Source organism: Streptomyces sp. NPDC046915, assembly GCF_040644935.1.
In the GTDB taxonomy this organism is placed as follows: Bacteria; Actinomycetota; Actinomycetes; order Streptomycetales; family Streptomycetaceae; genus Streptomyces.
The window spans coordinates 13,703-34,012 of the sequence record NZ_JBEYXB010000025.1; the positions used below are offsets into that span (position 1 = coordinate 13,703).

Genomic DNA, 20,310 nt, shown 5'->3' on the forward strand with positions numbered 1-20,310 from the left:
GGCGGCGGCGGTGCGGTCCGCGAGGGGGAGGGGGAGGGGATGAGCGGCGACCGGTTCACCGGAGTGTGCGCGGTGCTCGATCCGGAGCGGGGCGAACGGTACGCCCTGGAGCTGCACGGCCCGCTGGACGTCGCCGTGTTCCACCGCGCCCTGCACCGTATCGCCGAGAGCCACCCCGGCCGGCGCCTCGCCCCGCCCCGGCTGCTGCGGCACGGTCCGGGCCGGCACACCGTCGAACTCCCCGCCGACGAGGCCGGATCGGCGCCGTACCCGGTCGGCCTGCTCACCGACCTGCTCACCGCCCGGCCGGACCCGGTGACGGACGGCCGCCCCGGGCCCGGACCCGCCGGCGGCGCGGGAGCGCGGCCCTGCGGGACGCTGCCGCGCACCCAGCCGGTCACCCCCTTGCAGCAGGCACGGCTCGCCGACGCCCTGGCCCGCCCGGACCACCACGTCGAGCAACTCGTCTGGCGCTGGTACGGGCCGTTGGACACCGCCCGCTTCACGGCTGCCTGGCAGGCCGTCACCGACCGCGAGAGCGTGCTGCGCACCGCGTTCGTCTGGGACCCGCGCCCGCGTGCCGTCGTCTTCGACCACGGACTCCCGGACGTGACCCGCCACGACTGCCCGAGCACCGCCCGCCGGGCCGCCCTGCGCGCCCGCGAACGCGCCCGCCCCTTCGACCTGCGCCGCCCCGGACTGCTGCGGGTGGCTCTGCTGGACGGGCAGGTACGGGGGCGGGGCGATGCGGGCGGCGGCACGGCGGGCGTGGTCGACGGGCCGGCCGAGTGGGCCGGCGAGGGGCGGACAGCGGGGCCGGGGCCGGCGGGCGGGTGGTTCGAGCGGTCGGCGGACGGGTGGCGCGAGGGAGACGGGAAGGCCGACGCGGGGCAGGGCGGCGGCGCGGGGCCGGGTGGTGACACGGGGGCCTGCACCGACGTACTGATCACCTACCACCGTGCGCTGCTGGACAGTTGGAGCGTCCGGCTGCTGATGCGGGAGTGCTGCCGCGCCTATCTCGCGGGCGGGATGCTGCCCGGCGGTGAGCGCCGGCCCGACCTCGGGGACTGCGCGCGGTGGCTGGCGGGACGCGATCTCGGGCCGGCCCGCGACTTCTGGGGGCGGGGCGCCCGGCCGGCGCCCGGTGCCGGGCCGCCCGCCCCGCTGGGCAGCGGCGGCACCGGTCTGTACCGCACCGCGCTGTCCCCGGCCGAGACCGCGCTGCTGGCCCGCTGGGCGGCCTACTGGGGCGTCGCCGAGAGCAGCGTGCTCCAGGCGGCGTGGGCGATGCTGCTCTACCGGTCCTGCGGTGCGGCACCCGGCGCCGCCGCCGTCGGCTTCGGGCTGGGCTTCCCGGGCCGGGGGCTGCTCCTGGAAGGCATCGAGGGCACGCCGGGGCCGTTCGAGAACGCGCTGCCGATGTCCGTCGTCCTCGACCCGGCGCTCACCGTGCCGGGGCTGCTGCGCGAACTGCGCGACCGGGCCGTGGACATGGCCGCGTACGAGTGGGTCGCGGGCGCGGACTCCGGCGGGGGCGGCGCACCCGCGTCCCGGGCCGGAGGCCTGCTCGCCTTCGACTGCGGTCCGCGCCCGCAGGACGCGTTCGGCGACGCGCTCGCCGCGCAGGGCCTCCGGGTCGAGGAGCAGGAGGTCGCCGGGGCGCTGACCGGGTACGCCGTCGGGGTCCGCGCCGGTCACGACGCCCGCCGCGGGCTGGCCCTGACCTGCGCGTACGACCGGGACGTCGTCGACGGCGGCGCCGCCCGCGTGCTGCTGGCGCAGACCGCGCGGCTGCTGCGCCTGCTGCCGCGCCGGGCGGGCGCGGCGACCACGGTCGGGGACGCGCTCCAGTGGCTGTCCGGCGCCGTCGTGCCCCGGGTGCCCGAAGGCGCCGGTTCCGGCGCGGGCCGCCCGGCGCCGCCGCTGGTGCCGCTGCGCCCGGCGGCGGTGGACTCGGCGGCCACCGTGTGCCTGGTCGACGTACCCGGGGCACCCCGCACCGGGCACTGGGAACTGGTACGGCACTACCTCGGGCCCGAGGCGCTGACCGCGCTGCGGCTCACCGCCGCCGAGGGCGGTCCGCGGGCCGCCGCGGCCCTCGGTGCCCTGGCCCGCTCCGGCACCCGGCTCGTCCTCGGCGGCTACTCCGGTGCCGGGGCCCTCGCCTGCGAGCTGGCCCGCCGGGTCGCCGCGCAGGACGTACCCCCACCGCTCGTCGTGATCGGCGGCGGCCCGGACGACCCGGACGGCGCCCGGCACCTGGCCCACGCGCTGCGCGCGGCGTGCGCCTGAAGCCGAACCGGCGGGTCAACCGGCCTTCGTGGCCGGTGTGTCCGCCGCGCGGTCCTGGTTGTGACGGGTGAAGGCCCGTACCGCGGTCCAGGCGGCGGCCGCGACACCCGCCAGGGAGGTCGCCGAGGCGAGGCCGGCCAGCAGGCGGGCCTCCGCCCCGGCGAGGGGGTCGGTGACGGGGGACGTGTTCGGGGTATGTGTCATGATCGCCTCTTGGGCCAGCCGATGTCGTCGTCGGACGGTGCCCGCCGCCTCGTTCCCGGACGGCCGGAGCGACCCTCGCGGGCTGCGCGGCGTGCAGGAAGCGAGTGCTTCATGAACGACTCCCGTGAAATTGACGGAGACAGCTCCCGCGAACGCGACGGGACAGCGCCGGGCGCCGCCGACTTGGCGCTTGAGATGCTGCCCGGATCCGTTCGAGACTCGCTTGAGGAACGCATGAAGATCTCGTGAGATCCGCACGAGACTCAAGGCACGGCGCCTGGCAAAACATTGCCCGGGTGTTGCCCACCGCCCTACGGTTGTCGCGGCTGACGGAGGCCCGCCCGACCTGCCCCGCGGCCCATCCGTCCGCGCGTCCCAGGGGAATGGTCACATGCTGCAACAGCCCGCGTTCGGCCGCCGACTGAGGAAACTGCGCCAGGCCAAGGGGCTGTCCCAGTCCGCACTGGCCGGTGACGGCATGTCCACCGGATACCTCTCCCGTCTGGAGTCCGGGGCCCGCCAGCCCACCGAGCGCGCCGTCGCCCACCTCGCCGAGCGGCTCGGCCTGGAACCGGCCGACTTCGAGGAGCCCGCGGGCGGTTCACTCGCCCACGCGCTGTCGCTGGTCGCCTCCACCGGATCCGACGACGCCCTGGAGACGCTGCGCGAGGCGCTGGCGGCCGAGGCGCACGAGGCGCCCGTGCTGCGCTGGCAGGCGCTGTGGCAGCTGGCCCGGCAGCGGCGCGTACAGGGCGACCACATCGGTGAGCGGGAGTACCTGGAGGAACTGGTCCGGCTCGGCGACGAGGTCGGGCTGACCGAGCTGAGGGTGCGCGGGCTGACCCGGCTCGCCCGCTGTCTGCGGTCACTGGGTGAGATCCCCGCGGCCCTCGACGCCGCCATCACCGCCCACCACCTCGCCCGGGACTCCGCGCTCGGCGTGGAGGACCGCGCGGCCGTGCTGCTCGCGCTGGTGTCGGTGGAGGCCGAGGCCGGCCGGATGCCGGACGCGCGGGCGCACGCCGACGAGCTGACCGTGCTGGTCAAGGGGCGGTCGGACACGCTGTGGGCGGAGGCGATGTGGACCGCGGCCGCGGTGCTGCTGCGGCAGGGCGACAACGCGGCCGCGCAGGCCTGCCTCGAGGAGGCACTGGAGAAGTTCAGCAGCAACGAGGACCTGGTGCTGTGGCTGCGGCTCCGGCTCGCGGCCGGACGGCTGCACCTCCAGAAGTTCCCGCCCGACCCCGAGGCCGCCGAACGGTACGTCACGGCCGCCGAGCCGGCCCTCGCCTTCGTCAGCACACCCGGTCTGCGGCAGGAACTGACCGCGCTCAAGGCCGACCTCGCCTTCCTCACCGCACGGTACGACGACGCCCGGGTCCTGCTCGGCGAACTCGCCCGGGAGGAACCGCGGATGACCTACCGCGACCGGGTCAGGCTGGACATCCTGCGCCACCAGCTGCGCATCCTGTCCGGCGACGAGGGCGGCGTCCAGGGGCTGCGCGCCCTCGCGGAAGAGGCGCAGGCGGACGCCAACATCGACCTCGCGGCGGAGGTCTGGCGGATCCTCGCCGAGGCGCTGGCCCAGTCCCAGCTCCAGCGAACCTCAACCCCGGCTGAAGCGTCCGGGTCCACGCTCGGGGGCCCGGCACCGGTGCAGACGGAGGGACGGGTTTGACTTCCTCCCCTTCTTTAAGGAGGGGGATTCCTACGGCTCGCGCCGCAGGGGTTCCTGCTTCGTCGCCGGCTGCCCGCCCGGAGTGCTCCGTTGAGGTCTTACACCGGCTCCACAGGCCGACACCGCCAGCCCGGCGGCCAAGGTGTTCCGCGCCGCGTTCACGTCGCGGTCGTGGGTGACGCCGCAGTCGCACGTCCAGGTTCGGACGTGCAGCGGCATTTTGCCCTGCACGCGGCCGCAGTTCGAGCACAGCTTGGAGGAGGGGAACCAGCGGTCGACCGCGATCACTTCACGGCCGTACCAGGCTGCCTTGTACTCCAGCATGCTGCGGAACTCGCTCCACGCCGCGTCGCTGATGGCGCGGGCGAGATGACCGTTTTTCAGCAGGTTGCGAACGGTGAGGTCCTCGATCACGATCGTTTGGTTTTCACGAACGAGCCGAGTGGTGAGCTTGTGCAGGTGGTCGCGTCGCCGGTCGGCGATGCGGGCGCGGTCGCGCCGCTCGTGCCGGGGGTTGCTGATCTTCTCCCCGGTGGACAGGGTCAGCAGGTGCTCGAGTCCGGCGTCTACACCGACCGCCTTCCCGTTGTCCGGGAGGGGCTTGATGCCGGGGTCCTCGCACAGCAGGGACACGTACCAGCGTCCGGCCGCATCTTGGGACACGGTCACCGTGGAAGGCTGCGCGCCCCGGGGCAGGGGACGGGAGCACACGATGTCGAGCGGCTCCGCCATCTTCGCCAGCGTCAGCTTCCCGTCACGGAAACGGAACGCGCTGGTGGTGTACTCCGCGGACTTGCGAGACTTCTTCCGCGACTTGAACCGCGGATACTTCGCCCGCTTGGCGAAGAAGTGCGTGAACGCCGTCTGAAGGTGCCGCAGGGCCTGCTGGAGTGGCACGGAGGAGACATCGCCCAGGTAGGCGAGTTCCTCGGTCCTCTTCCACGCCGTCAGCATCGCCGACGTCGCGTTGTAGTTCACGCGCTCCTGCCGCAGCGTCCACGCCTCGGTGCGTGCCGTGAGCGCAAGGTTGTAGACCTTCCGCACGCACCCGAACGTGCGCGACAGTTCCGCTGCCTGCGCATCAGTCGGATGGAAGCGGTACTTGAACGCCCGCTTCACGTGGGTGACTTCCACGCCTCACATACTGACCAATCAGTTTGTGATCGACTGTCGGCAGTTGGGGGGGCGCCGGCCCCCCCTGGCGGCGAACCGGCTTTCCCTGCCCTACTTCGCAGGGTTTCGATTCCTCCCCGTCCTGAAGGGCAGGGTTTCCTCGAAGGAGATCGGATGAGCACTCCCGTACAGCGGCGGGCTGTCGCTGGGGACGGTGGGCCGCAGCGTGCCGAGCGCGACCGGCGACAGCACCCTTCCGTGCTGACGGGGGCGGCGACCGTGACCGGCGGTGTCGTACCGGAGGACGGCACCGTACCGGCCGCGTGGTGCCCGAGCGGTGCCGCGCACGCGCCCGAGTCCGTGGTGCTGGGCGTACGGGCCGGGGTCGACGGCCGGGTGACCTACCTGGCCGATCCGGTGCCGGCCGCCGAGGTGCTCGACCAGATCCCGGCCGACATCGAGCCGCGGCGGATGCTGCGGTTCGCCTCGTACTGCGTCGCCGAATGCGTCAACCGCCGCGGCGACGACTGCACCCTCGTCGAACGGCTCGTGGCCGCCGACCCGGCGGGAGGTCCCGGCCCCGTCCCGCAGTGCCACCTGCGCGCCGACTGCAAGTGGTGGGCCCAGGCGGGCGCGGACGCCTGCCGCCGCTGCCCCGCCGTCTCCACCCGTCACCACACGGACGACGAACCGGCCACCCCGGCCGAGACCGACGCCCGGTTCGCACACAGCGTGTGACCCGCCGGGGGCTCGGCCGGACCAGGGCCGTTCACTGCGGTACCGGCTCCGTCACGGAAGGACCGGGGGCGGGGGACGGGTGTCCTGTGGTCAGGTCGCGGATCTGGCGGCTGCACAGGGCCGCCGCTGTCGCCGCCAGGACCAGGGCCGCGCCGGCCAGCAGGGTGGTGTGGACGCCGAGACGGGCGGCGACGGGGCCCGCGGCCATTTCGCCCAGGGGGAGGGCGACGAACGAGCCCAGCGCGTCGTAGGCGTAGACGCGGGCCAGGCGGTCCTCGGGGATGTTCTCCTGGAGGGAGACGTCCCAGGCCACGCCGAACTGTTCCAGCGCGGCGCCGCTGACGAACATGGCGACGCCCAGGAGCAGGGCGTCCGGGGCCCCGGCGAGCACCACCAGGGGTACGGACTCCAGCAGCACCAGCGCCACGCCGAGCAGGAGCGCGTGCCGGACGCGGGAGCGGGCGGCGACGACTCCGCCGGCCACCGCGCCCGCCATCTCGGCGGCCAGCACCGCGCCCCACAGGCCCCGGCCGAAGGTGTCGTCGGCGACGACCGGGCCGAGCACCTGCACACCGCCCGCGATCACCGCGTTGACCACCATGAACTGAAGGACGACGATCCACACCCAGCCGCGGGAGGTGAACTCCCGCCAGCCTTCCCGCAGTTCGTGCAAGGGCCGGGCCCGTTCGGCGGGCTTCCCGCCGTTCGCCGGGGCCGTCGTCACGCCGAAGAAGCACAGGGCCGCGCCGCAGAACGCCACCGCGTTGCCGGCCAGCCCCCACCCGGGGCCGAACACGGCCGAGACCACGCCGGCCAGTGCGGAGCCCGCGATGGCGCCGAGGTTGATGCCCATCCGCAGCACCGCGTTGGCGGGGCGGATCAGGCCGGCCGGCACCGTCTGCGGGGTGAGCGCCGCGGAGGCCGGCAGGGACAGCGCGGAGAGCGCGCCGTTGAGGGCGCTGAGCAGTACCAGCAGCGGGACCGAAGCCACGTCCAGGAGCACGCTCGCGGCGATGGCGGCCTGCACCGCGGCCGCCGCCAGCGCCGAGCCCTGGAGCACCAGCGTGCGCCGCACCCGGTCGGCGACCACCCCGCCGACCAGCAGCAGGGCCACGTTGGCCAGCGAGCGCGCGCCGACCACCAGACCCAGGTCCGTGGTGGACCCGGTGGCGTCCAGCACCGCGAAGGCCAGGGCGACCGGTGCCATCGAGTTGGCGAAGTACACCAGCATCCGCCCGCCCGCCAGCAGCCGGAAGGACCGGTGCCGCAGCGGTGCCCAGGAACCTCCCCCGGAGCCCTCCGTCCCGCCCTGCCCGCCGTGCCCCGCCCCTGAGTCGGTCATGCCCCCGTACGCTCCCCTGCTCCCGTGTCCTGCGTGATCCCCGCAGTATCGGCCGGGTGCGGCGTGCGGCGCACGCGGGTTACCGGGCCACCCGGACCGCTTCCGGCACGGGTTCGGCCGCGTCCGGTTCGCAGACGACACCCGCCGCGGCGCCCGGCACCACCCGGGCGTACTGCTGGGCCACCAGCCAGCTCAGGCTGTGCACGTCCGGGCCGGTCAGCAGGGACAGCGGCCGTTCGGCGGCGTACGCGTCCTCGACGGCCTGCCGCACCTCGTCGCCGCGCAGCCGTGCGTAGGTGCCCACGAGCAGGACGGAGCCGTCCTCGGGCAGCCGCGCCGGGTCGGTCACCCAGCGGCGGGCCAGCGGGCCGACGAGGGCGCGCAGCGCCTCGGGCAGCCGGTCGTGGCCGAACAGGACACCGGTGTCGGCCGGGTCGGGGGTGCGGTGGCCGCCGTAGACCTGTTCGGCGAGGGCGATGCCGTCCAGGAGGTCGCCGCGGTCACCGGTCCACACCGGCAGCGGGCCGTATCCGGCCTCGGCGTCCGCCACCGCCCGGGTGTAGTCGTCGAGGTCGGTGTACGGGGCGAACAGGGGGCCGGCGGGGGCGCTCATGACGCGGTCTCCTCATCCATCTTGAGCTCGAAGTGCCGCAGCACGGTGTGCATCCGCTGCTCGACCTCGTCGGCGGTGGCGCCCTCGACACGGACGTGGCCGCTGGCGGCGTGGGAGGCGCGCGGCGGGTCGAGCACGTCACCGGGTGCCGCGGTCAGCCGGGCGCCGATCACGCCGGGCAGCCGCATCAGCTCCTCCTCGGAGCTGATGTGGACGACACGGCCGGGCGCGGTCGGCAGCAGCAGGTCGCCGACGGCGCGGTCACGGGTGTACTCGGGCAGCGGCACCCGGTCGAGGTAGGTGTCGAGGATGACGCGCAGGAAGTCGAACCCGAAGGCGAGGCCGTGGTTCATCGGCACCTCGCAGCCGCCGAACCCGGTCGCGACCTCGCCCATCACGAACTTGCCGTCGTCGGTGAGGAAGAACTCGCCGTGCAGATAGCCGTGGGGGATGCCCAGTCCGTCGGTGAGGCCCTGCGCCAGCTCGCGGGCGTCGACGGGGATCTCCTCGCTGGGCGCGTAGCCGATGTTGGCGTTGATCTTTCCGTCCAGGGCCTCCAGGACCGGCACCGGGTTCTTCGACAGGTACGCGTCCAGGACCACGCCGCGGGAGACGACCGCGCACAGCTGGAACTCCCGTCCCCTGACGTACTCCTCGACCATCCACTCCAGACCGGGGTCGAGCGGCGGAACGTCCGCCAGGCCGTCCGGGGAGTCGATGCGGTAGGTGCCGGTGCAGGAGTCGGAGGCGACCGGCTTGAGGACCACCGGCCAGCCGTGCTCCTCGCCGAAGCCGGTCACGTCCGACAGCGTGCTCACCGGCCGGTACGCGGCGTGCGGGATGGCGAGTGCGGCGTACCGGTCCTTCATCGCCTTCTTGTCGCGGACCCAGCCGACCTGCTCCTCGCTCAGGTGCGGCAGGCCCACCAGGGCGGCGAAGCGCTGGGCGGCGGCCTGGAGCGACTCGTCGGGGTCGCAGAAGTACGCCGGCCGGGGCAGGCCCTCGGTCCCGTTCATCCAGCGCAGATAGCGGGCGGCCTCGTCCTGGAGGGGCGCCGAGGTGTCCAGGGTGAACGTCGGCACGTGCGCGGTGCGGGCTACGTACTCCTCGCTCAGCGGTACGGAGTCGAAGCGCAGGAGTACGACGTCGACGTCGTCGCGGGCCAGGACGTGGTCGGTGAAGGTGGCCCGGCGGCCCTCGACGAGCAGGAGGGCGGGGCGGACGGGCGGGGTGGGGACGGCGCTCATGGTCGTACTCCTGTCAGGGCCGGGGGTGGGGGGCGGGGACGGGGGCGGGCGGTTGTCAGAGCGGGTCGCTCAGCTGGTCGTTGATGTGGTCCAGGCAGAGTTCGTACAGGTCCTCGGGGTGGGCCTCGTACCAGCCCTCCGGGGTGGGGGCCGTGGCGGGCCACAGGGCGTGGTGGTCGGTGGCGTCGGCGAGGACCACGAAGGTGGCGAACTCGTCGGCGAAGGGGTCGTCGTCCGCCGGGCGGTCCAGCACCCGCAGGCCGCCGTCGGCGTCCAGGCGGGCGGCGCGGCCGGTGCGCCACATGCGGGCGGTGGTGCCGTCGGGCCCGCCGAACGGGTCCGGCAGGAAGCGCTCGCCGGTCGCCCCGGGCGACGCGGCGTAGCCCTGGGCCACGCCCGCGCCCGCGATGTAGAGGGAGCCGGTCTCACCGGGGGCGACGGGCCGCAGCCGGGCGTCGAGGACGTAGGCGCGGTAGCCGGGGGCCGGCCGGGCGGGGCCGCCCGGCACCTGCTCGACGACGAGCCGGCCCTCGGCCCAGCCGCCGCTCACGGTCAGCTCGGCGCCCTCGGAGCGGGCCAGCGCCACCAGCGCGGACAGCTCGTCGTCGGCGCCGCCCAGCACCACCCGGGCGTCCTCCTGCCGCAGCCAGCGCAGCACCTCGTGCGGCACCGCCTGGGCGAGGGAGCCGTCCGGCACGTGCACCCGGGCTCCGCAGACCAGTGCGCCGAGCAGACCGAGCGCGGCGTCCCCGTCCGGGTAGCCGTGCACCAGCCAGGCGGCGTCCGCGGGTTCGGCCAGGGTCGCCGCGGCGACCGCCTCGGCGCCGATCAGCACGATGCCGTCCTCGCCGGGCACCAGCAGCACCGGGTCGTCCGCCTCGGCCGGCCGGGTCCGGTCGGCGTCGGTCACCGGCCAGTGCCCGGCCGACGGCAGCAGGTCGGCGCTCTGGTCGCGGACCAGCCGGGCCGCGCCCGGCACGGCCGGCAGCAGCAGGTCGGCCGTCTCGTCGAGCAGCAGCACCACCGGCCGCAGCGACTCCGCCAGGTCCAGCGACGGATCGACCGGCAGCAGCCCGGCGCCGGTCTTGGCGACGGCCAGCGCGGCCACCGCGAACCCGGTGGGCGAGGACAGCGCGGTGAGCACCGAGGTGCCCGGACCCGCCTTGTGCTCGAGGAGGGCGTGCGCCAGCAGGTCGGAGCGGGCGTCGAGCTGGGCGTAGTCGAGACCGGCCAGCGCGGGCGCCTCGGGGGTGCGGGCCACCTGGGCGGCGAACAGCGCGGCCACGTCCCGCGCGGGCAGCGGGAGGTCGGCGCCCGCCCACACGCCGCTCTCGGCGGCGGCCGGGCCGGGCAGCAGCCGCAGCCGGCTCAGCTCGGTCGCCGGGTCGTCCAGGGCGGCCTCCAGTACGGCGGTGAGCTGGCCGGTGAGGGAAGCGGCGGCCGCCTCGCCGACCGTCTCGTGCCGGTAGGCGGTCATGAGGGTGATGCCCGCGGGCGCGCCCGTCGTGGTCTGCCGCTCGGTCAGGGTCAGGCCCAGGTCGGCGGCGGGCAGCGGGAGTTCGGGCTGCTCCGGCTCGACGGTGAGCCCGGCCGCCTCGAACCGTCCGGCGGCCTCCTGGAGCACGGTCAGCGCGACCCCGCCGCCCGGCAGCGCCAGGGCGGCCTCGCCGTCCCGGTAGGCGGCGAGGTCCGCCTCCCGGACCCGGGCGAGCAGCTCGCCGAACGCCGGGTCGCCGGAGGTGTCCACCGACAGGGCCAGCACCCGGGCGAAGGGGCCGACCGCGCCGCGCAGCCCGGCGCTGTCCCGGGCCGGGACCGGGGCGGCCACCGTGACCTCGCCGCTCGCGCCGAGGCGGGCCAGCAGGGCCGCCAGCGCGGTGTGCACCACCATGAACAGGGTGCTGCCGTACCCGGCCGCGAACCGGGTGAGGCGCTCGTGCAGTTCGTCGCCGAGCTCCACTTCCAGGGTGCCGTAGCAGGCGTCGCCGGTCCGCGGGGCGCTGCCTGGCAGCTGGGTGGGCGGCAGGTCGCCGAAGATCGCGCGGGGTGCCGCGTCCAGCCCGGCCGGGGCGCGGCGCGGGGTGTCGCCGGTGGTCCGGGCCCCGTAGGCCCGGGCGAGTTCGGCGGCCAGCGGCAGGTGCGACCACAGGTCGACGGAGGTGGCGGGCAGCGCGAGGTCGAGCAGGTGGTCGTCGGCGGCCAGGGTGCGCAGCCGGGTGCCGGCCGAGCCCAGCCGGGAGTTGCGCAGCGCCTCGTGGCGCCGGCCGAGGTCCTCCAGGGCCAGCTCCAGGGCACGCTGGTCCAGTGCGCCGCGCAGCCTCAGCGGCAGCACCGCGCTGTCCCCGCCCGCCTCGCCGGGCCCGGTGGCGGCGACGGGGGCGTCGCCGACCAGGGCGGCGAACCCGGCCGGGGTCGGTGCCTCGTACAGTGCGCGGCTGCCCGGGTCGGCGCCCAGTGTCTCGCGGGCCCGGGACAGCAGCCGGGCCGCGGCCAGCGAGTGCCCGCCGATGCGGAAGAAGTCGGAGTCGGCGCGCACCGCGCGCCGGGGCAGGCCCAGCACCTCGGCGAACAGGTCGCGGACGATCTCCTGGAGGGGTGTGCCCGGCTCGGCGCCGGGCAGGTCGGCGGTGCGGGCGGGGGCGGGCAGCGCCTTGCGGTCGACCTTTCCGTTGGCGTTCAGCGGCAGCGCGTCCAGGGTCAGCAGCGCCGAGGGGATCATGTGGTCGGGCAGCCGCTCCTGGAGGTGGCCGCGCAGGACGACCTCCAGGCCGACGGTGCGGTCGAAGGTGGTCGGCGTGTTGGCGCAGGCCTCGACGGGGGCGGCCGGTGCCGCGTACACGCCGGTCAGCGGGCCCGCGGAGACCAGGTCCGGGTCGATGAAGACGATGTCGAGGAGTTCGGCGCCCTCGCCCGACCAGGTCGGCAGGGCCCGGTAGCCGAGGCGCTCACCGGCCGCGCACAGGGTCTCCGCGTCGGGGGCGGCGATGTCCTGGGCGGCCAGGTCGATGCTCTCCAGCGGGTTGTCCAGGGACTGCGTGGCGGTGTGCTCGTCGTGCACGCGGCGGTTGGGCACGCCGGTCAGGCGCAGCACGGCGGGGTGGTGGGCGTGTAGGTGGTCCTCGGTCTCGGCGACGGAGGAGATGTCGTGGCCCCAGCGGGCGGCGGGCGCGCCGGTCAGGTCGGCGACCGGTGCGCCGGTGGACAGGACGGCCTCGTAGCGGTAGCGGGTCAGCTCGTTGTGGTGGGCGCCCCGTTTGGCGCGTACGTCCACCGCGCGCACCGCGGGCAGTTCGCGGGCGAGGGCGGCGAACAGGGCGGGGGAGAGCAGGAGTTCGGTCTCCGTGGCCACGCGCTGGTCGATGGAGCGGCGCAGCGCGTCGCGGCTCTTGTCCGCAGCGCCCGGCTGGGCCAGTTCGATGCCGGTCTGGAAGCAGCGGGCCAGGTCGAGGTTGCGCAGGTCGCCCAGGAGCAGTGAGCCGCCCGGGGCGAGCAGCGGCAGGGCCCGTTCGATCACGGTGCGCAGGTAGGCGAGGCCCGGGAAGTACTGGACCACCGAGTTGACGACGATCGCGTCGAAGTGGCCCGCGGGCAGCCCGGTGGTGTCGTCGGCGCCCTGGCAGCCGAGGCGGACCTTGTCGCGCAGGACGGAGTCGGCCCCGGTCCGGGCGGAGAGCGCGGCGACGACGGCGGGGGAGAAGTCGGTCGCCCAGTACTCCTCGACCTCCTCCTCGCGGGCCAGGTGGCCCATCAGCAGGCCGGTGCCCACGCCGATCTCCAGGACGCGGCGCCTCGGCAGCTCGCGGATCCGCTCCAGGGTGGCCTCCTGCCACTCCCGCATGTGCTCGTGGGGGATCGGCAGGGCGTCGTAACTGCTGTTCCATCCGGCGAAGTCGGTGCCCAGGTCGGCCGGATCGGCGGTGTCGGCGGCGCGGTCGTAGAGCGCCTCGTAGATCTCCTGCCACTCGGTGAGCCGCGCGTCCTGGTCGGCGGTGTCGGCGGTGTCGGCGGCGCGGGTGGCGGGAGCGGCGGGCACCACATGGGCCACGAGCCGTTTGTCGCCGTCCTCGGTCTCGTGCAGGGACACCGCGGCGGCGGACACGCCCGGGTGGGCGGTGAGCACCGACTCGATCTCGCCCAGCTCGATGCGGTGGCCGCGCAGTTTGACCTGGTCGTCGACCCGGCCCGCGAACTCCAGCGCGCCGTCCGGGCGCAGCAGCACCAGGTCGCCGGTGCGGTGGAGCGGGCCGTCGCCGCCGGTGAACCGGTCCTCGACGAAGCGCCGCGCGGTCAGCTCGGGCCGGTGCAGGTAGCCGGTGGCGAGTCCGGGTCCGCCGAGCAGCAGTTCGCCGGTGCCGCCGGGGGCGACGGGGGTGCCGTCCGGGCCGGCGACGACGGCGGTGGTGGCGCCGATCGGACGGCCGATGGGGATCGTACGGTCGCCCTCGGCGGGCTCGGCGACCTCGTGCCAGGTGGCGAACGTGGTCGCCTCCGTCGGCCCGTACACGTGCAGCAGCCGTTCGGGCGCCCCGGCCGCGAACACCTCGCGCACCCGGCGCGGATCGCAGGCCTCGCCGCCGAACAGCACGGTCCGCAGCGGGGCGAAGGCGGCCGGCCGCTCGCGGGCGATCAGGTTGAACAGCGCGGTCGTCAGGAAGATCACCGAGATGTCGTGCTCGCGGACCGCCTTCTCGAAGCGGCCCGGGTCGACGACGGTGTCCTTGGCCAGGCCGACCAGGCGGGCGCCGGCGGTGAGCGTCGTCCACACCTCGAAGGTGACGGCGTCGAAGGCGGGGCCGGCGGCCTGGGCGACCACGTCGTCGGGGTCCAGCCGCAGGTAGTCGTGGGACTGTACGAAGTCCAGCACGGCCCGGTGGGGTACGACGACGCCCTTGGGCGTGCCGGTGGTCCCGGAGGTGTAGCAGACGTAGAAGGCGTCGTCCGGGCCGGTCGTCTCCTCGGGCAGCGCGTCGGAGCGGGCGGCGATCCCGGCGGCCTCGGTGTCGACGGCGACCACGGTCGCGCCCAGCCCCGTGTACTCCGCCGCGTCGGCGCCCTCGGTCAGTACGGCGCGGGCGGCGCTGTCGCGCACGATCAGCCGGCGGCGCTCGGCCGGGTCGGCCGGGTCCACCGGGACGTAGGCCGCGCCGGCCCGCACGATCCCGAGGAGGGCGGTCACCATGTCCGGGCCCGGCCTGAGCGAGGTCACCACCCGGTCGCCGCGCCCCACGCCGTGGGCCCGCAGATGGCCGGCGAGACGGTTCGCGGCGCGGCTCAGCTCCCGGTAGGTGAGGGACATGTCGTCGTCGGCGTGTCCGGGGTGTCCGGCGTAGTCGGGGTAGACGACCGCGGTCGCGTCGGGCCGTGCGTGGACTTGCTGCTCGATGAGGCCGGAGATGGACATCAGCACTCGCTCCTTACGACAGCCTTCCGGCTTGGCAAAACCTTGCCTAGAGCTTGGCAACTGTGTCCTGAGGCTCTGTCTTGGAGCGGTCGAGTCATGGTGGAGTCGCTGGTGGGAGAGGGTGGGTTTGTGCCAAATGGAGGGAGTGGAGTTGCCAGCGCTGCTGACGGCGACCGCCGCCTTCCGGCGCATGATTGAGGAGCCCGGCGTCATGGAGGCCTTCGACGCCGAGTTCGGCGGCGGACCGTCAACGACTTCTCGGTGCTCGTGGGCATGGCCCAGCGGCACCGCCCCGACGCCCGAGCTCTTCGGCTACCTCGAGGCGTCGGGGCAGCGCGTGAGCACGAAGTTCGAGCTGTGGCGCGACCTGATCCACGACATCAGTGCCCTGCACCTGGACTCGTACGGCATCGCGGAACGAATCCGGTGCTGGCACACGGCGTGATCCCTCAGACGAGGGTGCCGGGGATGTCCGCCAGGCCCGCCGGCAGGCCCGTGCGGCCCGGGACGCCCAGTTTTCGGTAGGCGCGGGTCAGGTGTTGTTCGACCGTGCTCACCGTGAGGTGGAGGCGGGCGGCGATGTGGCGGTTGGTCAGGCCCTGGGCGGCGAGTGCGGCGACGCGGCGTTCGGAGGGGCTCAGGGGCAGGGGGTCGGGGTCGGAGGCGGGGAGCAGGTCGTCGCGCAGGGCCGTCGCGCCCATCTGCTGGGCCAGGTTCCAGGCTGCCCGCAGGGTGGCGGTGGCCTGGGAGGTGCAGCCGTCGGCGTGGAGGGCGTGGCCGAGGTCGGCCAGGGCCCGGGCGGTCTCCAGCCGGGCTCCGCTGCGGCGCAGCTGTTCGACGGCCTGCCGGAGCAGCGCGGTGCGCTCGCCGGGGTCGCCGGTCGCGGCCAGCGTGCGCAGGGTCTGGCCGCGTACCCAGGGGCGTCGCGCGTCGGGCAGGGCGAGCTGCTCCTCGGCCAGGGCGCGGGCCTGCCGGACCTTGTCCAGCCGCAGCAGGGCCTGGGCCGCGTCGGTGCGCCAGGGCAGGCAGGCCGGCCGGTCCGCCCGCCACAGCTGGAGCAGGCGGCCGATCCGGCGGAAGTCGGCGAGCGCGGTGTGCGGCTGGCCGAGGGCCAGGTGGTGCAGCCCCCGGGCGCGCAGGTACCGCAGGCCGTGCAGGCTCGTCAGCACCCGCCGGGTGACCGGGTACTGGACGTGGCGGGCGGCCTCGTCGTACCGGCCCAGGGCGCCGTACGCCTGGACGAGCACCGCCGCAGGGGCGTAGCGGAACGTTCCGTCACCGCCCGCGGGCAGCGCCTCCAGCGCGGCGAGGGCGTGCTCGCGTGCGCCGCGTACGTCTCCCACCCCGAGCAGCGCCTCGGCGTGCAGCGTCCCGAAGACCGCCCGCCGGCCGGGCGCCCGGCTCGCCTCCGCCTCCTCCAGCAGCCGGCGGCTCGCGGGCACGGCGCGTTCGGGACGCTCGCAGTGCAGCAGCGTGCGCACCGCCAGGACGAGCGGGGCGAGGGTGGCGTCCGTCAGCGGCGTCGACCGCACCAGCGTCTCGACGGCCGCGGGCCGGGTGTCGAGCACCGCGTCCCAGGAGGCCGGGTCGGCGCCGGTCCCGCGCGCCAGCGCGGCCGAGTCCGGCACCCGGCCCTGCGCCAGCAGCATCCCGGACAGCTCCCGGACGAGTGAGGTGCCGGGCCGGGGCGTGCGGTGCCCCGTCACCAGTGCGGTCAGCCGGTGCTCGGCGGCGTCCGGGTCGCGGCGGGTGGCGAGCTGCGCGAGCCGCAGGGTCAGGGCGGAGCGCGCAGCCTCCTCGGGGCAGATGCCGTGGGCGAGTTCGAGGAGGCGCTCGGCCTGGTCGGCGCGCCGGCTGCCGCGATGGTCCGTCAGAAGGTGCTCCGCGGTGTCCGCGAGCAGCGCGAAGTCCCCGGGACGGGCCGGTGCGCGTACACCGTCCGCCAGCGGGGCGAGCAGGTGGTCGGCCACCACGGCGGCGGGGGCGCCCGCCTCGCGCAGCACGCGGGCGGCCCGCCGGTGCAGGTCCGCGCGGATCCGGGGGGAGGCGTCCGCGAGGACGGCGGCGGGGACGGCGGGGTGCCGGAAGAGGAGGCCGTCGAGGAGGCCGCAGGCGCGCAGGGCGGCCAGGCCGGGGGCGGCGGTCCCGGGGTGCAGCATGCGGGCGAGAAGCGGCTCGGCCGCCTCCTCCGCCAGGATCGCCACCGCGCGGGCGGTGACCGCGGCGGCCGGACCGCTGCGGTGCAGACAGGCGGTGGCGGCTTCGGCGAACGGGCCGTCCGGGGCGGGCGCCGGCGGCGGTGACGCGGCGGCGCCGTCCTCCTCCAGCAGGGCACGCAGCAGGAGCGGGTTGCCGCCGGTGACGCGGTGCAGCTCCGCCGCCGTCCGGGCCGCCGCCGTCCGGGTCGCCGGCGTCCGGGTCGCCGCCGTCCGGGTCGTCTCGTCCGGGGAGAGCAGGCCGAGCCGGATACGGCGGAAGTGCGGCTGACGCGTCAACTCCGGTGCGAACAGGTCCTGTTGGGATTCGGCGTACGAGGAGATGGTCGCGACCAGCAGTACGGGAGCGGGGCGCGCGTGCCGTACCAGATGGCGGAGGTGGTGCAGGGACTGCGTGTCCGCGTGCTGCACGTCGTCCAGGCAGAGCACCACCGGCCCGTCGAGCGCGAGGTCGCACAGCTCCGCGCAGAACGCCCGCATCGCCTCCTCGGGCGGGACCTCGGCGGCCTCGCCGTCCGTCCGGGGCAGCGCGAACACCGGTGCGCTGCCGACCAGTTGGCGCAGCACACCGAGCGGCACCCGGCGTTCGGCCGCGGTGGCGACCGCGGTGAGGACGAGTGCCCCGGCGGCGGCGGACCGTTCGGCCACGGCGTCCAGGAGGTGGCTCTTGCCGCAGCCGGCGGCGCCCTCGATCAGTACCACCCGGGAGCGGCCCACCGCACACGTGGCGAGGACCGTCTCCAGAGCACCGGAAACCGATGCTCTGTCCGCCTCCGTCATGGGTCCGCCCTTCGCCGCAGCCGCGCTGGTCGGGGCCAGGATCGAAGCACCACCTCTAAGAGGGGTGGAGCGGGGGCGGAGGTGGACACCGGCCGGCCTCCGCCAAGACGGCTCGCGGCCCGCCCGCTCGAGCGCTGCTGGAGCGCACATTGCCAACTCCCCCTGATGCCAGGCAATCTCTTGCCAAGAAGTCGGCAATTCATTGCCCGAACCGCACGGGGGAGGCCCCGGATGATTCACCTGAACCCTGCCGGACTGGGCCGCATGCCCGCCGCCGTACGTGCGGTCCTCACCGAATGGACGCGCCACGAGGACCGGTACGGACCCCACGAACTGGAGGAGCACCTCGACGACGTCGTCCACCGGGAGATCCACGAACGTCTCGCCGCCCTGCTGGGCGCGCCGGCCGGCGCCACCGCCCTGTTCACCGGGGCCGCCGACGCGTTCGCCACCCTCGTGCCGCGCCTGCCGCTCGGCCCGCGGGACCGCATCTGGACGACCCCCTACGAGAGCGCCGCCAACCTCACCACCCTCTTCGCCCTGCGCGACCGCACCCGCTGCGGGCTCGACGTCGTACCGCTGCGCCCCGACGGCGACCTGGACCTGGAGTGGATGGCCAGGCACATCGACGACGACGTGGCCCTGGTCTCGGTGGCGTACGTCCCGGCCGGCTGCGGCATCGTCAACCCGGTCGAGGACATCGGGCGCGTCCTCGCCCCGTACCGCTGCCTGTACGCCGTCGACGCCTCGTACGCCGTCGGCCAGCTGCCCGTGGACGTCGCCCGGATCGGCTGCCATCTGCTCACCGGGGACGGCTGGCGGTTCCTGCGCGGACCGCAGTCCGTCGGCTTCGCCTACGCGGCACCGAAGCTGCGGCAGTCCCTGGCGCCGTACGGCGTCGAACCGCGCGTGCCGCCGCACGGCGCGGCGGTCGCCGCGCTGAACGCCGCCCTGGGCGAGCACGCCGCGACCGCCGGGTACGAGGACCTCTTCCCCGGCCTGCGCGCCGCCGTCGAGGACGCGCCCGGCACCGAACTGATCACCCCCGGGCGGATCCAGTCCGGCATCCTCACCTTCCGGCACGAGGAACTGACCGCCGCCCTGGTGCGCCGGCAACTCGCCGCCCGGGGCGTGGTCGTGTGGAAGACGGTCGCGCAGGAGACCCCGCTGTACCTCCCGGGGCGCGGCGTCACCACCGCCGTGCGGGCCTCCGTCCACCACGACAACTCGCCCCAGGACATCGCGCGGTTCGGCGAGGCGCTGCGGGAGGTACTGGACCTGCGGCGGCACCGCCCGGTCCCCGTGGGCGCGCGCGTCCTGCCGGCCCCGGGTGTCCCGGTGACGCGCATCCCGGGGCCGCGTCGGCGGTCGGCCGGGCGGCACCTGGCACTGGTGCCGAACGCGCCCGTGCACACCAGCCGGCTCGAGCCCCCGGCGTGAACGGCCACAGCCGTCGCGGAGCGGCGCCGGGGGGTCGGTGGAACCTGCGAAAGTCAGGGGATTTCCGCAGGTTTGCCCCCGTCCACGCTGGGGTTCGGAGGTCCGTCAACAGGGGTCGGGTGGCATTATGGTGGGTAATTTCCGGCCCACATACTGGGTCGCATGGCGAACCCCCCAGTGCTCACGGAGCAGTCACCGCCGTCCCTTCGGGAATCCGGGAGTGACTTCTCCCGCCTGGCGCGCAGAATGGCCGACGCGGGGCTCATGGCCCGGCGCCCCCTCTACTACACCCTGCGGTTCACGGCGGTGGCCCTCGCGTTCGTCGTGTGCTGCACGGCGTTCGCCGTCCTCGGCGACAGCTGGCTGCAACTGCTCGTCGCCGTCGGACTGGCCGCGGTCTTCGGGCAACTCGGGCTCGCGGCCCACGACCTGGCCCACCGCCAGGTGTTCACCCGCCGCCGCCCCACCGAGATCGGCGGGCTCATAGCCGCGAACACGCTGCTCGGCATGAGCTACGGCTGGTGGATGAACAAGCACACCCGGCACCACGCCAACCCCAACCACGAGGAGAAGGACCCCGACGTCGCGCCCCACCTCCTGGTGTGGTCGCGCCGGCAGGCGCGCGTCGCCCGGGGACTGCCCGCGTTCGTCGGCCGCCACCAGGCCGCCCTCTTCTTCCCGATGCTCACGCTCGAGGGCTTCAACCTCAGCGTCGGCAGCTTCCGGGCCCTGTCCACCCCGGCGGTGAAACGGCCCGTCCTGGAGGGCACCCTGCTTGTCGCCCACTTCGTCGTCTACTTCGGCGCGGTCTTCACCGCCCTGTCGCCCGGCAAGGCGTGCGCCTTCGTCGCCGTCCACATGGGCCTGTTCGGCATCTACCTCGGCTCGGTGTTCGCCCCCAACCACAAGGGCATGCTGATGGTCACCGAGGGCCAGGAGCTGGACTTCCTGCGCCGCCAGGTGCTCACCTCGCGCAACGTGCGCGGCGGCCTCCTCGTCGACGCCTTCATGGGCGGCCTCAACTACCAGATAGAGCACCACCTGTTCCCCAGCATGCCCACCCCCGCCCTGCGGCGCGCCCAGCGCATCACCGAGCGGTACTGCGCCGAACTGGGCATCCCCTACCACCAGACGAGCCTGCTCGCCTCCCACCGCGAGGCCCTGCGCCACCTCAGGAGCGTCGGCGAACCCCTGCGGGCCCGGCGCCGCTGACGGCCCGACACCGCCGACGGCCCCGGCGGGCCGC

At 75.0% G+C, this 20,310-nt stretch carries 14 protein-coding genes; 7 read left to right on the top strand and 7 right to left on the bottom strand.

Annotation, left to right across the window (positions count from 1 at the left end; translation table 11 throughout):
- The first annotated feature begins 39 nt into the window (after positions 1–39).
- The gene (locus ABZ915_RS41230) at positions 40–2,292 is read left to right on the top strand and encodes a condensation domain-containing protein (RefSeq protein WP_361814159.1); all 2,253 of its coding nucleotides are present in this window, start codon (positions 40–42) and stop codon (positions 2,290–2,292) included.
- Positions 2,293–2,307: 15 nt separating this feature from the next.
- On the opposite strand, the gene ABZ915_RS41235 is transcribed toward ABZ915_RS41230, so the two are convergent.
- The gene (locus tag ABZ915_RS41235) at positions 2,308–2,496 is read right to left on the bottom strand and encodes a hypothetical protein (protein WP_361814161.1); all 189 of its coding nucleotides are present in this window, start codon (positions 2,494–2,496) and stop codon (positions 2,308–2,310) included.
- A gap of 111 nt (positions 2,497–2,607) precedes the next feature.
- On the opposite strand from ABZ915_RS41235, the gene ABZ915_RS41240 reads away from it, so the two are divergent.
- Both ABZ915_RS41240 and ABZ915_RS41245 read left to right on the top strand, forming a co-directional pair.
- Positions 2,608–2,745 carry a hypothetical protein gene (locus ABZ915_RS41240; protein WP_361814162.1) on the top strand — a complete coding sequence of 46 codons (138 nt, stop codon included), beginning with the start codon at positions 2,608–2,610 and terminating at the stop codon, positions 2,743–2,745.
- A 142-nt stretch (positions 2,746–2,887) separates the two neighbouring features.
- The gene (locus tag ABZ915_RS41245) at positions 2,888–4,174 is read left to right on the top strand and encodes a helix-turn-helix transcriptional regulator (RefSeq protein ID WP_361814164.1); all 1,287 of its coding nucleotides are present in this window, start codon (positions 2,888–2,890) and stop codon (positions 4,172–4,174) included.
- A 30-nt stretch (positions 4,175–4,204) separates the two neighbouring features.
- Here the strand turns inward: ABZ915_RS41245 and ABZ915_RS41250 are convergent, their stop codons facing one another.
- A complete protein-coding gene (locus ABZ915_RS41250) occupies positions 4,205–5,308 on the bottom strand; it encodes an RNA-guided endonuclease TnpB family protein (protein WP_361814166.1) in 1,104 nt (367 codons plus the stop codon).
- A 153-nt stretch (positions 5,309–5,461) separates the two neighbouring features.
- Between ABZ915_RS41250 and ABZ915_RS41255 the strand changes: the two genes are divergently transcribed.
- The gene (locus ABZ915_RS41255; protein WP_361814168.1) at positions 5,462–6,025 is read left to right on the top strand and encodes a hypothetical protein; all 564 of its coding nucleotides are present in this window, start codon (positions 5,462–5,464) and stop codon (positions 6,023–6,025) included.
- Between the two features lie 31 nt (positions 6,026–6,056).
- Here the strand turns inward: ABZ915_RS41255 and ABZ915_RS41260 are convergent, their stop codons facing one another.
- The 4 genes from ABZ915_RS41260 to ABZ915_RS41275 all read right to left on the bottom strand — a co-directional run bounded on the left by ABZ915_RS41260 (position 6,057) and on the right by ABZ915_RS41275 (position 14,628).
- The gene (locus tag ABZ915_RS41260; RefSeq protein WP_361814170.1) at positions 6,057–7,367 is read right to left on the bottom strand and encodes an MFS transporter; all 1,311 of its coding nucleotides are present in this window, start codon (positions 7,365–7,367) and stop codon (positions 6,057–6,059) included.
- A 79-nt stretch (positions 7,368–7,446) separates the two neighbouring features.
- A complete protein-coding gene (locus ABZ915_RS41265) occupies positions 7,447–7,980 on the bottom strand; it encodes a hypothetical protein (protein ID WP_361814172.1) in 534 nt (177 codons plus the stop codon).
- Positions 7,977–9,227: an ATP-dependent carboxylate-amine ligase gene (locus tag ABZ915_RS41270; protein WP_361814174.1), complete on the bottom strand. Its 1,251-nt coding sequence runs from the start codon at positions 9,225–9,227 to the stop codon at positions 7,977–7,979. Before ABZ915_RS41270 ends, ABZ915_RS41265 begins: the two co-directional genes overlap by 4 nt.
- 55 nt (positions 9,228–9,282) lie before the next feature.
- Entirely contained in the window at positions 9,283–14,628 is a 5,346-nt protein-coding gene (locus ABZ915_RS41275) for an amino acid adenylation domain-containing protein (RefSeq protein WP_361814176.1), read from the bottom strand.
- Between the two features lie 151 nt (positions 14,629–14,779).
- Between ABZ915_RS41275 and ABZ915_RS41280 the strand changes: the two genes are divergently transcribed.
- Entirely contained in the window at positions 14,780–15,073 is a 294-nt protein-coding gene (locus ABZ915_RS41280) for a hypothetical protein (RefSeq protein WP_361814178.1), read from the top strand.
- Between the two features lie 4 nt (positions 15,074–15,077).
- Here the strand turns inward: ABZ915_RS41280 and ABZ915_RS41285 are convergent, their stop codons facing one another.
- Positions 15,078–17,624, bottom strand: a complete 2,547-nt coding sequence (locus tag ABZ915_RS41285) for an AAA family ATPase (protein ID WP_361814180.1) — start codon at positions 17,622–17,624, stop codon at positions 15,078–15,080.
- Between the two features lie 231 nt (positions 17,625–17,855).
- Here ABZ915_RS41285 and ABZ915_RS41290 point away from each other — a divergent pair, with 231 nt between their 5' ends.
- Together ABZ915_RS41290 and ABZ915_RS41295 are read left to right on the top strand one after the other, a co-directional pair.
- Positions 17,856–19,064: an aminotransferase class V-fold PLP-dependent enzyme gene (locus ABZ915_RS41290; RefSeq protein ID WP_361814182.1), complete on the top strand. Its 1,209-nt coding sequence runs from the start codon at positions 17,856–17,858 to the stop codon at positions 19,062–19,064.
- Between the two features lie 162 nt (positions 19,065–19,226).
- Positions 19,227–20,276, top strand: coding sequence for an acyl-CoA desaturase (locus ABZ915_RS41295; RefSeq protein ID WP_361814184.1), 1,050 nt, complete (start codon positions 19,227–19,229; stop codon positions 20,274–20,276).
- Positions 20,277–20,310 lie beyond the last annotated feature (34 nt).

What these genes read in the sequence shown, in the direction of transcription:
- ABZ915_RS41230 (WP_361814159.1), top strand. Translation starts at nt 40, where the DNA reads ATGAGCGGCGACCGGTTCACCGGAGTGTGCGCGGTGCTCGATCCGGAG.
- ABZ915_RS41235 (WP_361814161.1), bottom strand. Translation starts at nt 2,496, where the DNA reads ATGACACATACCCCGAACACGTCCCCCGTCACCGACCCCCTCGCCGGG.
- ABZ915_RS41240 (WP_361814162.1), top strand. Translation starts at nt 2,608, where the DNA reads ATGAACGACTCCCGTGAAATTGACGGAGACAGCTCCCGCGAACGCGAC.
- ABZ915_RS41245 (WP_361814164.1), top strand. Translation starts at nt 2,888, where the DNA reads ATGCTGCAACAGCCCGCGTTCGGCCGCCGACTGAGGAAACTGCGCCAG.
- ABZ915_RS41255 (WP_361814168.1), top strand. Translation starts at nt 5,462, where the DNA reads ATGAGCACTCCCGTACAGCGGCGGGCTGTCGCTGGGGACGGTGGGCCG.
- ABZ915_RS41260 (WP_361814170.1), bottom strand. Translation starts at nt 7,367, where the DNA reads ATGACCGACTCAGGGGCGGGGCACGGCGGGCAGGGCGGGACGGAGGGC.
- ABZ915_RS41265 (WP_361814172.1), bottom strand. Translation starts at nt 7,980, where the DNA reads ATGAGCGCCCCCGCCGGCCCCCTGTTCGCCCCGTACACCGACCTCGAC.
- ABZ915_RS41270 (WP_361814174.1), bottom strand. Translation starts at nt 9,227, where the DNA reads ATGAGCGCCGTCCCCACCCCGCCCGTCCGCCCCGCCCTCCTGCTCGTC.
- ABZ915_RS41275 (WP_361814176.1), bottom strand. Translation starts at nt 14,628, where the DNA reads ATGTCCATCTCCGGCCTCATCGAGCAGCAAGTCCACGCACGGCCCGAC.
- ABZ915_RS41285 (WP_361814180.1), bottom strand. Translation starts at nt 17,624, where the DNA reads ATGACGGAGGCGGACAGAGCATCGGTTTCCGGTGCTCTGGAGACGGTC.
- ABZ915_RS41290 (WP_361814182.1), top strand. Translation starts at nt 17,856, where the DNA reads ATGATTCACCTGAACCCTGCCGGACTGGGCCGCATGCCCGCCGCCGTA.
- ABZ915_RS41295 (WP_361814184.1), top strand. Translation starts at nt 19,227, where the DNA reads ATGGCGAACCCCCCAGTGCTCACGGAGCAGTCACCGCCGTCCCTTCGG.